Here is a 14,714-nt window from a genome sequence, read left to right on the forward strand (position 1 = left end):
CTATAGCAAGCAGGCATTACTTTCTTCCTTTGCCACCCTATTCTCCTGAACTCAATCCCATTGAACAGTTTTGGGCTACTCTAAAAAGAAAGGTGACTGAGTTGTTAAGAACAGGATGTTCTGTTCAATCTGCTTTAGAATACTATTTTAAAACTAAATGACTATATAATATAATGTCGTTAATAAATAGAAATTGTATACTACTAAGTTTCAAAGTAATTACAGTACTAGGTGTTAATGAAGCTATGAAACATAACCTATTGGTATAGCGATACAAGATATTTCAAAGGAGTACAGTGTTGTTATGAAAAAAATACAAACAGTGAGTGGTGTTGCGATTGTTGCTTTAACTACGGGATTGACAACGACAACTTATGCGACTACGGAAAAAACAGAAAATACGTTAGCAAATGTCGTGAAGTCACCTGATAAAACACCTGTGACACAAAACGATGTTGAAAAGAGTAAATTGGCATTAGAAAAGAGTACGGAAGCCGTTCGAAATCAAACTGGTGTTGTAGAAAATGCCCGTGCTGATGAAGAAAAAGCTTCAGAGCTAGTTGCTAATTTAGAAACAGCCGAAATTGCTGCTTTATCTTTAGTTGATCAAGCAACTCCAGAAGTGCTTGCTAATTTGGAAAAGACTATTTCAACAGAGGAAGAAAATTTATCAAAAGCTGATACAACAGTTTCAGCAGCTCAAAATGAATTGACTAAGGCAAAAGAAGAATTAACGGCTCAAGCTGAGGTTCTTAAGGAAGCTAATACTAATTTAGAAGCATCAGAAAAACGCGTTGCAGAAGCAGAAGCTAAGGTAAAAGAAGCTGAAAATTATTTTGATCCTGCTTACAAAGCGAAACTTGAAACTGATTTGGAGGTTAAAGAGGAAGCTTTTGACAAAAATAAGGAATCTTTGAGCAAGGCTGAGAAGGCAATCGATATCGCCAAAGAAACAGATGGTAAAACTGCTGCAGAGATTGGGAGTTTAGAAGCACAATTAGAAGATGCCGCGAAAAAACTTGAGAATGATAAATTAACTGTAGACAAAGTTAATAACGAGCTTTCCAAAACTGAGGCACAGAGTGATCAACTTTTAAGAGATATTAGTCTCCTAAAAGCTGAGATTGCTAAGATAGAGCAGACGATGAGAGTTGATAAGTCAGAGGCTGTAAAAGAATTAGAGACTGCTTTGGATGTATTGGCTAATGCACAAGCTGAGCTTAGAAGTGCTGAACAGGCTTTGGCCACTTTGGAGCAATCAGAGAAACAACGTCAACAAGCTATTTCTGAAGCCAAAGCCAGATTGCGAAATGTTCAATCTGATTATGATGCAGCTATGTCTAATTTAGATCGCTTGACTAAAGAATATGAAGCTTCAAAACCTACTTCAAATGTATATGGTTTAACAAACTATACGCAAACTCACCCTTCACGTACGCACCGTGTATTTGGTGTTGCTAATTTTGGAGCGACAGGCTGTGTGCCAACTGCGTTGGCTATTATCTTCACTGAATTGCTCGGAAGACCTATTGAACCTTTGGAAGTCGGTGCTTGGCTGTATAATAATACTGATGAATTTAATACAAGAGGTGAGGGTACTTCTGGTTTAGGTGTATTAGCGGCAACTCGTCATTATGGCTTGAAACCTGAGGTTTTAACAAGCTATGATGACATTGTTAAATCACTTAAAGAAGGTCACTTGATAGCGGCAGCTGTTCAGAACAACAAGTTTTCACCTTGGGGACCAAGTTACAGTCACGAGATTGTTTTAACAGGCTATTCTAATGGTAATACTTATGTGTATGACCCTTATACGACAGCTAATGCGGGTTGGTACTCCGTTGCTAGTCTATGGAGAGAGCAAAGTAGAGCAATAGGAGATGTTTACGGACTTGGAGCTCCGTTTGTTAAAATTAGTTCTTATAAAACAGAACGAATCGCGGCGGAAAGAGATAACGCTCTATCACGTGTACAACGTCTATCTGATAGTAGAAGTGCTTTGAATAATGAATTAAGTCGATTATTAGCCACATCTGATCTGAGAAATAAAGCTCAGATGCGTGTTGCGCAGGGTAAAAATGCTGTTGCTGTTGCAGAGAATAAAGTTGTTAGCTCAAGAGAACTAGTTAATAGCCTTACAGCTAGTCATTCGGAACTCAATAGTCAACTTTCTCAAAAACAATCTTTATTGGCTAAAAAAGAGAATGCTAAAATAGCTGTAGCTGATCAATTGACTACAATCAAGTCAGAAAAAAATGATGCAAATGTGACCTATAATCGTTCGCAATCTCAGTACAATGCAATCAATCAGCGTTTGTCAGAACTTAAATCCCTTCCATCGCAATTGATGGTGGCTAAAGAACGTTTAGCTCAAGCACGTCGTGAGTTTGATAAAGCAGAGAAGGCCTATAAAGAGGCTCAAACAGCAATTGCAATGTTTAGACAGAGTTTACCTAGTAAGGAAGATAATCTAACTAAAGCTAAAGCCGCTTTGAACCTTAAAAAATCTGACTATAAAGTTGCAGAAGCTAAGTTAAAAGAAGAATTATCGAGCTATATGTCTTTAAAAGCTGTTGTTGAAAAAGAAGCATCACATCTTAAGTCTAAGCAAACAGAGAAAGCTAGCCAACATCAAAAAGTACTACAACTGAAAAAAGAGCTTACCTCTTTAAAACAAGCTGGAGACAGTTTATTCAAGGCTAGAGAGGCTTTGTTGACAGCCCAAAAAGATTTAGAGGTTAAGAAACAGAACTTGTTGACAGAGTTAGCAAAACTGGATGATTTGAAGGAAGAAAATGAAGAACTTTCTAAACAACATTCAATAGTGTTAGCTGCTTATACAGCTTATCTAGCTACTCAGAAAAAAGTTGTTGAATTAACTGAACCATTAGCCTCTTCAAATAATGAAGTAGAACCTTTAGCAGTAGCGAAACCTAAGTCAGCAAGCATCGTTACTTCAATGCCAGTTTCGACTAAATCACGTAACGAGAGATTATTACCAAAAACAGGAGATCATTCTGCATTAGTCAGTGTAATGCTAGGTGGTTTCTCGACCTTATTGGGATTATCAACTATTAAGCGTAAACAAAAATAGAGTTACTAACGTGTTGCCACAGAGTGGATAACGGAAGTAATTGAGAGAATCAAGATGAACTGAATCTTTGCATGTTAGCTCTTAGTCTAACTTTTGTGTAGAGTCTACATCTGGTTCTCTCTTTTTTGACTATTTTCATTCACCTTTCTAATATCTTATACATCCCTTTATAGGGTGAGTCGTGTTATAATGAACATATGTTAAAAAAAATGTTACGCCAAGAAGTGCTTGAAACTCTGAAACGACAGGACCTTAATTTAAAAAGAACATTGGACCTTGCTCTTATTCACCGTCTGTTGAGCCATCCTGCCTATCGTTCAGCTAGGACTGTAGCGACTTATTTGGCTATGCCTTTTGAGGTAGATACGACTGTCTTTATTCAAGAAGCTTTAAAAGATGGCAAACGCTTGGTAGTTCCCAAGGTGATCGGTCCTGGGGAAATGATTTTTGTGGTGTATGATAAGCAGGAGTTGAGCCTATCTGATTTTGGGGTGTTGGAGCCTACATCCAGTTTAGAGGTTGCCCCCTCGGAGATTGATATGATGCATGTACCAGGTGTTGTTTTTAATTCACAAGGTTACCGTATTGGTTTCGGTGGTGGCTTTTATGATCGCTATTTAGAGCGATTTACTGGTACTACTTTGAGTACCGTTTATCCTATACAATGTCGTGATTTTGAGCCAGAAGCGCATGATTTACCGGTTAGAGAGGTTATTCGTTATGAAATTGACAGTTAAAGATGCTCCTGTTACCGTTATCCTTTTGGGGATAACTATTATCGTTTTTTTAGCCATGCAAATCGTTTTCTTTGGTCAAGCTACAACAGCCTACGCAGTCTATTTATCTGGTGGTATGTTTGGAGAAGCTATTAAGCAGTTCCCAAGTCAGAGTTGGCGTTTGGTGACACCTATATTTGTACATATTGGCTGGCAGCACGCTATTTTAAATACACTGAGCCTATATTTTGTAGGTCCTTTGGCAGAACGTTTTTTTGGCTCTGCTAGATTTTTGCTCTTGTACCTCTTATCAGGTGTGATGGGGAATCTTTTTCATTTGTTTTTTGAACCGTCAGTAGTTGCAGCGGGAGCTTCGACTTCTTTGTTTGGGGTATTTGCGGCTGTGGCTGTTTTAGGTTATTTTGGTGATAATGTTTATATGCAACAGCTTGGTCGAAACTATCAAATGTTGATTGTCATCAATTTGTTTTTTAACTTGTTTAGTCCAGATGTTGGTATGCTTGGACACATTGGTGGTGCTTTAGGTGGTGCCTTGAGTGCGGTGTTTTTACCTAATGAGGTTGAAAGAGAAATATTTAATCCTTTTTTCCGTACTCAAGCTTTGTTAGTGTATATTTGTACTATTATGGTCTTATATACTGTATCAGTATTTATATTTTGATTATTCCTCGTTAGTTGTAAGGATGTTAATGTTCATATGCCTTATGCTATTTGTGACAGTATTAAACATTTATCTGTTAATAATTTAAATGCTTTAATGATAAGAATATCTATTAGGATAGCGATATTCTACAGCTGTAACTCACAGATATGCTATTATAACAATGGATTTCCTGATTTTTTCTACAGAAGCATAGAAGATTATCCGACAAAGTCTATCATTACTAATGATTGTAATTAATTCACTTCATTTGTACTAGCAGTGATAACTGTCATTTTTCTTTATGCCTACTCTTCTTGTGGAAGAATTAATGAAAACATCAATGATTTACTGGGGGTGTATTCTCTAAAGGTGTTTTAATGAGAAAGTATAAATCATATAACTCTGAAGCTATTGATGACAAACTAAGAAGAATAAGAGAGAATTGTTTCGCTAGGCTCTTTGAACTATCTGAACACTATAATAATTACTGATATAGTTCTTAAGAGTTGTACGTCAATTGATAATGAGGAAAATATTTTGATAATATAGAAAGTAATATAGGAGAAATTATGGAAGAAAAAGAATGGATTGCTTGTTTTGAAGTGATAAATGGAAGAAAACCAACTCCATCTGAATTAAAGAAAGCCTATGATGAGAGAATTATTTTGTCAAATCAACGGCATCTGTCTACCTGGTATCTTGTAGCAACATTGAGTATCATAAGTCTTTTTTTAGTTATTTATGTCTTAGTAATCAGGGATCCTGTTCAAGAAAAAATAACTCATTTAGGAATATCAAAGGTATCTAAATCAGATCCAGTGATAGATAGTCAGCGTTCGGAATCAATCAGCAAGAGAATAGAAGGGGATGATGATTCTAAAAGTCATGTCCAAGAAAATGATGGCAGTATAGATATTATAGCTATTCAATCAGGAGATTATGAAAGTATTTCTGGATTATGGCAATCGGAATATTCTGATGGCCTAATCGACTTAAATTGGGAAGAGTATTTTAGAGATTACCAATTGAGTTTTGAAGGTAATGTTATTGTACTAACACCTTTAGATAGAGCAGGTGCACCTACGTTGAAGATTATTCCTAGAGGCGTGGAAGCAACTGTTCCAGTTGGTTTACTACCTTATAGAATGCCTACTCTTTCATCGGTTGATCGTGTAATTATGTCAGGAGTGACAACGGATGTGTACTATAGAGAGAATGATTTTTCGAAAATTCCTAATTCAGTTTATTCGATGACTTTGATAGAGAAGTTACATAGAAGAATTATTGATTATCGTTTGTCTTTGGATGAATCCTATAGAGCAAAAGCGGATAAAATATCTCAGCATTTTACTTCAGATAGTCTTAGTTACTTGGAAACAAGAGATTTCATCCTAAATGATTCTATAAAAGAAGGTATAGTAGGTTTCTCTGGGAAGACTACAAAAATAGAGAATATAAGATTATCAGGAGATATTGTAACAATGACTGTTGACTATACTGGAGTATTTAAGTATTCAGATGGTCGTGAAGAATCTATCAAAGGAACTCGAGATTATGTAATGAAAAAAGTTGGAGATGATTATCTAATTCAATCACTTTGAGGGAAATAAATGAGAGAAAGAGAGTGGATTAAAAAATTTATTATTATAAATCATAGACAACCAAATGATTTTGAAATAAAAGAAGCATTTTTTAATCAGGAATTCAAAAAATCTTACTGGTTATCATTTAGAAGACTGGTTATTTGGAAACAAATTTTTATAGTCTGTCTAGTTGCCATGATTGTATTGGTTAGTTATCAATCAAGTATGACATTATATCAAAAATTTCAAGTAACTAGAAATCGTCGTATCTACTATACGATTATTAATGATTATCAGAAAGGTATTATTGATAAAGATGACGACAGAATACCACCAGAATTGTTTGAACAACCGACTCGAAACCCTTCTTATATCATTGAAGATTTAGATGAAGACGGAAGAGAAGAATTATATATTGGATTTGATGATGGTGAAGAAACAGTTGAAATTGTGAAACAATATGATATTTCTTTTGGAATGGTGCAGGAATTTGTTCCAATGAGTCATTTGAATAGGCTGCTAAAAGGGAAAAAGTGGACTAGGTTTGATGTTGTTAGCTTATCTCCAATAAATTTAGAAGAATTGTCAGTTAAGAATTTTTCGACAGTGATCGACACTTGGGTAACGAAAGATAGGTTATTTGAAGTCGATATAAATGATAGCGGGATTGATTCCATAAATGGAATCAACACAATAACTTCACCAAATGATAAGGAACAAACTGATTCAATAGTTCAAGTATACCAAGACTATGCAGTGGGTGATATAAGAGGAGGCAAAATCTCTCTAACTGCTCTCACTAATTTGGGTATTCATTATACATATACTTTTATACCAGAAGGAATTAAGTATAAAGAAACTGATTTGAAATTAGATAGACTTGTTGTATCAACTTTTGATGGTGAAAAGATTCTATATCGTTTTTCGGATATTTTTGAAGTGGAATCGGAGAAAGATAGTGGTAATGATCAAAGTGATTATATTAAAAAATATCAAAAAGTAATAGATGATAACCTTGAAATGTTGTCTTCGAATAGTTTTTATGGTCTCGAATATTATAGTCCTGAAGCATTAAACGCGGATGAGTTATATTATGCATTATATGATTTTGATAGTAATGGAATTGATGAATTTATTCTAGCAGGAAAAACAGTTGATTCCTACACTGGTACAACCTTTGAGAAGTTAGCTATTTGGGAACGAACTATTTATGGAATATTTACTTTGAAAGATAATGAAATTGTAACTTTATTTAATGGAACGGGTTATCGCACACATGTAGTACCTATGGCTGATGGTAGTTTTTGGTTAAGGGCATCTGGTGGATATGATACTGGAGTGTATGAACATTATGTATTAAATAAATCAGGAACTGAAGCGATCAAGGATTTAATAATAACATATGAAAATTTAGGAAAAACAGATGAGCTAATTGTAGCATCATCAGGGGATATACATACTTGGCAGGAAGTTAAATTAGAAATAAATAGATACGATATTTTGTCCTCTAATAGTATGGAATGGAATAGATTATAAAGATTTTGGGAACTATATACCAGTTTATACCAACCACAATATGTAGTACTTTCAACAATACCCAAAAAGAGAGGCTCTTTTCTACCATTTGTCACGTCTATCAAGTTTTTAAGCTAGACAATAAGACAAGACAGTAGCTATTTTTCGGCAACTATCTTGTCTTTGACATTTATTCAGTCCCAATTTGTAAAATTAAGCTAGACAGAAAAAGCCATCTATGTTAGGCTCAGATAAACTACTGCATTTGTCTGAAAGGAACTAACATAAATGACCTACACTCATGAACCACAAATGAACTCGTCATGATATAGGCTTACTACCAAGAAGGTAAAAAAGTAACAGATATTATGAAGGCTCTTGGAAGATCAAAACAGACGATCTACAATGTTATCAACTTTCTCAAAGACGGACATTCTGCTTATGATTACTATGAACACTATAAAGCCAATAAGAAACGCTGTGGGCGAAGAAAAATAAGTCTTTCGCAGAGATTGACGTGAAAGAGCTGAACTCTATCCTCATTTTCAGACAGAGTTTGGACACCTAGAAGGAGATACCATTGTTGGCTAGAAACACAAAAGTGCAGTTATTACCTTAGTAGAACGCCTCTCAAAAGCCATAATTACACTGAAAACTAAGGGGCGAAAAGCAAGTGATGTTGAGAAAGCAATTCATCAATGGCTGTCTCAATTCCCGGAGCATCTCTTTAAGTCGATAATCTTTGATTGTGGGAAAGAATTTTCTAATTGGAAGTCTATTTCGAATGCACATGACATTGATATTTTCTTTGCCGATCCAGGTTGTCCTGGTCAACGAGGTCTCAATGAGCATTCAAATGGCTTATTACGGCAGAATGGACTTCCGAAACAGATGGACTTTTCTGGTCTTTCTCAGCAGTTTTTATCAGCTATATCTGATAAAAGGAATAGAATTCCTAGAAAATCCTTGAATTATCAAACACCATACCAAGTTTTTCTGAGTTACTTGAAAAAGTCTAGCTTAATTTGACAATTTAGGAAATCTTTAAGCGTGTCTATCAGGAATCGCCTAAATCCTATCGTGAAAAACTAAGGAGACCAGTAGCTAAGTAAGAAGACAGATAAGCACATTCTGAATGTTTTTTCGTTAGAATAGATGATATAAGTTTGTCATATAAATCTTAGTCTGGTAATAGTATGGATTGCTTTCATTAGAAGTAGAACTACTTATCCATCTATCATATTAAGTTGAGATAAATAATAGTTGGTTTAAGTCTTGCAGTGTTTTAGGGTAGTTTTTGTTATAAAACACGGTTTTTCCACCTCTCGTGATATGTTTAGGCCTGTCAATATGATGACTGAAAATAAAGCCGGGAAAATTCCTAGCTTTTCTTTAACAACCTAACGCAAACGATTGCATAAAATCATATAACCTAGTATACTAGAAATGTAAAATCAATTTAGGAGGAATTGACATGGATCAATATTTAGGAAAACAGTCTAAGCCATCAGCTGATAAACGTCAAGTTTTTGGTATCCGTAAACTTAGTGTTGGTGTGGCTTCTGTTGGTCTAGCTTCTTTGTTTGTACTAGGTCAGATACAAGAGGTTCATGCTGACGAATTAAGCCTTGCAGAAACAGATACAACGGTTGGTCGTGTCGTAGAACCTGTAGAAGAAACAGCAGTTCTCACTGAAGGGGAACTATCAGAAGAAACTGAAGTCAATCCGATTCCGACTCGTCTTGTTTCTGATGTTGCTACAGATGACCAAGTAGCAGATGGCAGTCTACGTTTGCATTTTAAAGCCTTGCCTGAAGAACCATTGGACAGTCTAGGGTTGTGGACGTGGGAAGATGTGGAAACACCATCTAGCACTCTTGGTGCATGGCCGAATGCTGCGACGAACTTTGCAACTGCTAAGCAGGATGACTATGGTTATTATCTAGATGTCAAAATGAAGGACAAACCCCAAAAGCTTGGTTTCTTAATCAATAACACAGCTGGTCAAAATATCACAGGAGACCAATTTGTTGAATTTATTAGTCCTAAGATGAATCATGTTTGGTTAGATAAGGATTATAAGGTTAATTATTCGGAACCACTGGCACCAGGTAAGGTCCGTTTGAATTATTTCCGTACTGATGGTGATTATACTAATAAATCGCTTTGGGTTTGGGGAGATGTTGAGAATGTGACATTGGGTGATTGGCCTAATGGGATTGATTTTACAGCCGAAGGACCTTATGGTCGCTACATTGATATTGACTTGAAGGAAGCTGCTAATAATCTTGGGTTTTTGTTATTAGATGAAGGCAAGACTGGAGACGATGTCAAGATTCAAAAATCGGATTATAAATTTACAGAGGTGAGTAAGTATTCACAATTATTTGTGAGAGATGACGATCCAGTTGTTTATACAAATCCTTACTTCGTTAATAATGTCCGTGTTTTGGGAGTGACCCATAGTAGTGTAAGAGAGTTAGAGGCGACTTTCTCGACGCTAGAAGGTGTGACAAAAGAAGACTTATTATCAAAAATTAGTGTGACTGATAAAGATGGTAAAGAGGTGTCATTATCAGATGTGATTCCAGATGTTGCAGCAAATAAAGTTAAATTAACAGGTGATTTTAATCAAGAAGGAGCGAATTATACAGTGACATACGGTAATGAGCAATTTACAACAAAAATGAGTTGGCAATTAAAGGATAGTGTTTTTGCTTACGACGGTGAGTTGGGTGCACGAGTTTCTGATGAGGGAGCGAAGGTAGATTTCACCTTGTGGTCACCAAGTGCCGACAAAGTAACTCTTGTACTTTATGATAAGGATGATCAAACAAGAGTTCTTGGTAAAACTGATTTAGCCAAGGGCGATAAAGGAGAATGGCATCTTACTTTGGGTGATAATGCTCTAGGTTTAGCAGACTATAGAGGGTATTTTTACCATTATGAAATCACACGAGGAGATGAAACAGTTCTTGTGTTAGATCCCTATGCGAAGTCACTGGCGGCTTGGGACAGTAGCTTAGCGGATAAGGGAGCAGCTTACAAAATTGCTAAAGCGGCTATCGTAGATCCATCGGAAGTAGGACCTAAAGACTTGACTTATGCCAATATCGCTAATTTCAAACGTCGCGAAGACGCTATTATCTACGAAGCACACGTTCGTGATTTCACTTCTGATAAAGCTATCGCTGATGAGTTGAAAAACCAATTTGGAACATTTGCAGCATTTGCAGAACGTTTGGATTATTTACAAGATCTTGGTGTGACACACGTTCAATTGCTTCCTGTCATGAGTTACTATTATGTTAATGAATTGAAAAATGCTGAGCGTTTAGATGAATATGCTTCAAGCAATAGCAACTACAACTGGGGATATGACCCACAAAGTTATTTCGCTTTAACAGGGATGTATTCAACGGATCCGACAAATCCTTTAAAACGTATCGAAGAGTTTAAACATTTAGTCAACGAAATCCACAAGCGTGGCATGGGTGTCATCTTGGATGTGGTTTACAATCATACAGCAAGAACATTTATTTTTGAAGACCTTGAGCCTAACTACTATCACTTTATGGATGCAGATGGCACGGCTAAATCAAGTTTTGGTGGTGGACGTCTTGGGACGACACACCACATGAGCCGTCGTGTTATGGTTGATTCTATCAAATATATGGTAGATGAATTTAAGGTAGATGGTTTCCGTTTTGATATGATGGGAGACCATGATGCTGCTAGTGTTGAGATGGCCTTCAATGCTGCTAAGGCACTAAATCCAAACGTCATTATGCTTGGTGAGGGTTGGAGAACCTATGCCGGAGATACCAATTATCCTGAAAAACCAGCTGATCAAGATTGGATGTCTTCGACAGATACAGTCGCTGTTTTCTCTGATGATATTCGTAACACGCTTAAGTCAGGTTTCCCAAATGAAGGGACACCAGCTTTTATTACCAATGGAGCTAAGTCTGTTGAAACGGTCTTTAAAAATATCAAGGCACAACCAACGAACTTTGATGCTGACTCACCAGGAGATGTTATCCAGTATATCGCAGCCCATGATAATTTAACCTTGTATGATATCATTGCTCAGTCTATTAAGAAAGACCCAAGTAAACCAGAGCACGATCAGGAAATCCATAGGCGTTTGCGTTTGGGCAATGTTCTTGTTCTGACTGCTCAAGGGACACCGTTCTTACATTCTGGACAGGAGTATGGACGTACCAAACACTTCAAACATGAGGATTATAGATATCCTGTATCGGAAGACAAGGTTCCAAATAAAGCGCACCTACTTGTTAATGAAGACGGTACACCGTTTGACTATCCATACTATATTCATGACTCTTATGATTCGTCTGATGCGATTAACCATTTTGATTGGACGAAGGCAACAGATGACAAAGCTTATCCTGAGAACACACGTAGTCAAGCCTTTGTGAGAGGATTGATTGCCCTCAGAAAATCAACAGAAGCCTTTAGATTGCCAAGCAAAGCAGACGTTGATGCGAAAGTGACTTTACTAACAATACCTGACCAAAATGGCGTAGCTAAGGAAGACCTTGTTATTGCTTATAGTATCGAGGGAAATGACGGTGAACGCTATGCAGTCTTTGTCAATGCAGATATGAAGGCACGTGAATTTATCTTATCTGAAAAGGATAGAGCTCTATTAGCAGGTGATGTTCTGGTTGATGGTGAAAGAGCAGGAATTGATGCTCTTGACAATCCTGTTGGAGTTACTTTGGGTACAGATCGTATCACGCTTGCCCCTCTAACAGCAACTGTTATTCGTTTGACAGCTAAGGTTGAAAAAGAACCTGACACTCCAGAAACAAGTGAAAAACCTCAGAACAGAAACGGTGTGGAACTCTTAAATGCTGACAGCTCTAATGAACGTCCGACTGCGACAGAATTGGGTAAAGAATTCCATCAAGAAGCAGACAAGATGCATAACGTGATTGCTGAAACAGAAGCAACAGAAGGTCTTTCTTCAGTTGCAATGACGACAACAGCGTCATCTTCTGAAAAACAAGCTAGCCTGCCTAAAACAGGTGAATCAGGCTCTATGTTACTACTTGGGTTAACAAATCTCTTGGGAGCATTGGGATTGAGATTGAAACGTCGTCAATAATTTGTTTATATGAAAAGGTCTTGTATTTTCAAGAAATCTTCTTGAAATACAAGATTTTTTCTCAAACAAATCTTCTCGGTTCGTAAATAATAATTGCAATTTTTTTCAAATCATTATATAATAATGGTGTTGGAAGTTCTTGTAGATTTACAAGTTAATCTTTTCACAAAAATTAAAGGTATTCGCCTTTAGAATAAAATTTATTATGGTTTTCATAAGGAGGAAATCACAAATGACAGTTAAAGTTGGTATCAACGGTTTTGGACGTATCGGACGTCTTGCTTTCCGTCTTATCCAAGAACTTGAAGGCATTGAAGTAGCACGTATCAATGACCTTACAGACCCAAGCATGCTTGCTCACTTGTTGAAATATGACACAACTCAAGGTCGTTTCAACGGCACTGTAGAAGTTGCTGAAGGTGGCTTCAACGTTAACGGAAAATTTGTTAAAGTTTCTGCTGAACGTGACCCACAAAACATTGACTGGGCTAATGATGGTGTTGAAATCGTTCTTGAAGCAACTGGCTTCTTCGCAAGCAAATCAGGTGCTGAAAAACACTTGCATGAAAAAGGAGCTAAGAAAGTTGTTATCACAGCTCCTGGTGGAAATGACGTTAAAACAGTTGTTTACAACGTTAACCATGACATCCTTGATGGTTCAGAAACAGTAATCTCAGCAGCTTCATGTACAACAAACTGTCTTGCACCAATGGCAAAAGTTCTTCAAGATAAATTTGGCGTTGTTCAAGGTTTGATGACAACTATCCATGGTTACACAGGTGACCAAAATACACTTGATGCACCACATGCTAAAGGTGACCTTCGTCGTGCTCGTGCTGCTGCAGTTAACATCGTTCCAAATACAACTGGTGCTGCAAAAGCTATCGGTCTTGTAATTCCAGAACTTAACGGTAAACTTGATGGTGCTGCACAACGTGTACCAGTTCCAACAGGTTCATTGACAGAATTGGTTTCTGTACTTGCAACTCCAGTAACTGCTGCTGAAATCAACGCTGCAATGAAAGAAGCATCAAGCGAATCTTATGGTTACACTGAAGAAGAATTAGTATCTTCTGATATTGTTGGTATCCACTATGGTTCATTGTTCGATGCAACTCAAACTAAAGTTATTGATGTTGATGGCAAACAGTTGGTTAAAACTGTATCATGGTATGATAACGAAATGTCATACACTGCACAACTTGTTCGTACACTTAAATACTTTGCAAACCTTGCAAAATAATTAGTGTCTAAAAAAGACCGGCTACTTGTCGGTCTTTTTGTGTATCTAAAGCATTTTTATTATTTTTGAGATGAATTTAGGGATAAAAAATCAGAGCTTTATTACCGTACGATAGTTTAAAAGGGCGTTTTTGCTTGTTTTAAACTTAATGTCTATCAGTAATAGCTCTGATTTTTAAATCTTGGTTGATACTAAAGCGTGACTTTATAAAGTTCTGCTTTAGTGTTATTAGAAAAAGTTAGGTAGAGAAGTGATAGAAAGATGTGTTTTTATTGACTTAACTAATCTTCTTTACGCTTTTTGAGATATGTCGCTAAACTAGCTAATCCTAAACCAAGCAAGGTGAGGTGTGTTTGAGGAGCATCCGCTGTTCGTGGTAAATGATGTTCTTTAGTCTCATCGTTTTGGGATTCTGTGCTAAGAGTTTCATCACTCATGCCAATTTGCTTATCTTGTTTTGCTATTTCTCCTAGATTAGATTCAGTGTGTTCAAACAATTGTTGACTGAATTCCTGTGTTAAGCTTGGTTTACTGCTCGCTGGTTTTTCTAGGATTTCTTTGAGAGAGATGCTTGTTTTTTCCTCGGATGTTAAGCCGCTACCGTTTTTATGAGTAAGTTTAGCTGACGGCAAGTCATTTGTTGTTAGGTTGTCAGTTACGGCCGTTTTCTTAATGAGGGTAGGTTGACTTTCTCCATTGACGTTAGCCCATGTTGTCTTTATGATTAAACCATCTTTTTTCTCGATAGTATCTTGAAGCGTCACG

At 36.7% G+C, this 14,714-nt stretch carries 9 protein-coding genes and 1 pseudogene; 9 read left to right on the plus strand and 1 reads right to left on the minus strand.

All coding sequences use genetic code 11. The annotated features are described in order from the left end of the window. Positions 1 to 29 precede the first annotated feature (29 nt). From ACVRZH_RS09255 to gap, 9 genes and pseudogenes are all read left to right on the plus strand, one after another. Entirely contained in the window at positions 30 to 161 is a 132-nt protein-coding gene (locus tag ACVRZH_RS09255; protein WP_447454812.1) for a transposase, read from the plus strand. Between the two features lie 143 nt (positions 162 to 304). Next, complete coding sequence (locus ACVRZH_RS09260; RefSeq protein WP_447455008.1) at positions 305 to 3,094, plus strand: C39 family peptidase; 2,790 nt, start codon at positions 305 to 307, stop codon at positions 3,092 to 3,094. Positions 3,095 to 3,291: 197 nt separating this feature from the next. Next, entirely contained in the window at positions 3,292 to 3,831 is a 540-nt protein-coding gene (locus tag ACVRZH_RS09265; RefSeq protein WP_447455009.1) for a 5-formyltetrahydrofolate cyclo-ligase, read from the plus strand. Next, positions 3,815 to 4,492, plus strand: a complete 678-nt coding sequence (locus ACVRZH_RS09270) for a rhomboid family intramembrane serine protease (protein ID WP_447455010.1) — start codon at positions 3,815 to 3,817, stop codon at positions 4,490 to 4,492. Before ACVRZH_RS09265 ends, ACVRZH_RS09270 begins: the two co-directional genes overlap by 17 nt. Positions 4,493 to 5,043: 551 nt before the next feature. Further along, the gene (locus ACVRZH_RS09275; RefSeq protein WP_447455011.1) at positions 5,044 to 6,075 is read left to right on the plus strand and encodes a DUF6287 domain-containing protein; all 1,032 of its coding nucleotides are present in this window, start codon (positions 5,044 to 5,046) and stop codon (positions 6,073 to 6,075) included. A 9-nt stretch (positions 6,076 to 6,084) separates the two neighbouring features. Next, positions 6,085 to 7,593: a hypothetical protein gene (locus ACVRZH_RS09280; protein ID WP_447455012.1), complete on the plus strand. Its 1,509-nt coding sequence runs from the start codon at positions 6,085 to 6,087 to the stop codon at positions 7,591 to 7,593. Positions 7,594 to 7,860: 267 nt separating this feature from the next. Then, positions 7,861 to 8,601 (plus strand): annotated as a pseudogene (locus ACVRZH_RS09285) (IS30 family transposase). 445 nt (positions 8,602 to 9,046) lie between these two features. After that, positions 9,047 to 12,706 (plus strand): pullulanase, encoded by a 3,660-nt coding sequence (locus ACVRZH_RS09290; protein WP_447455013.1) that lies wholly within the window; start codon positions 9,047 to 9,049, stop codon positions 12,704 to 12,706. 232 nt (positions 12,707 to 12,938) lie between these two features. After that, a complete protein-coding gene (gene gap, locus ACVRZH_RS09295; protein ID WP_447455014.1) occupies positions 12,939 to 13,949 on the plus strand; it encodes a type I glyceraldehyde-3-phosphate dehydrogenase in 1,011 nt (336 codons plus the stop codon). Positions 13,950 to 14,230: 281 nt separating this feature from the next. On the opposite strand, the gene ACVRZH_RS09300 is transcribed toward gap, so the two are convergent. Then, a partial coding sequence (locus tag ACVRZH_RS09300) for an LPXTG cell wall anchor domain-containing protein (RefSeq protein WP_447455015.1) occupies positions 14,231 to 14,714 on the minus strand: 484 nt, incomplete at its 5' end.

Source organism: Streptococcus fryi (genome assembly GCF_053206505.1).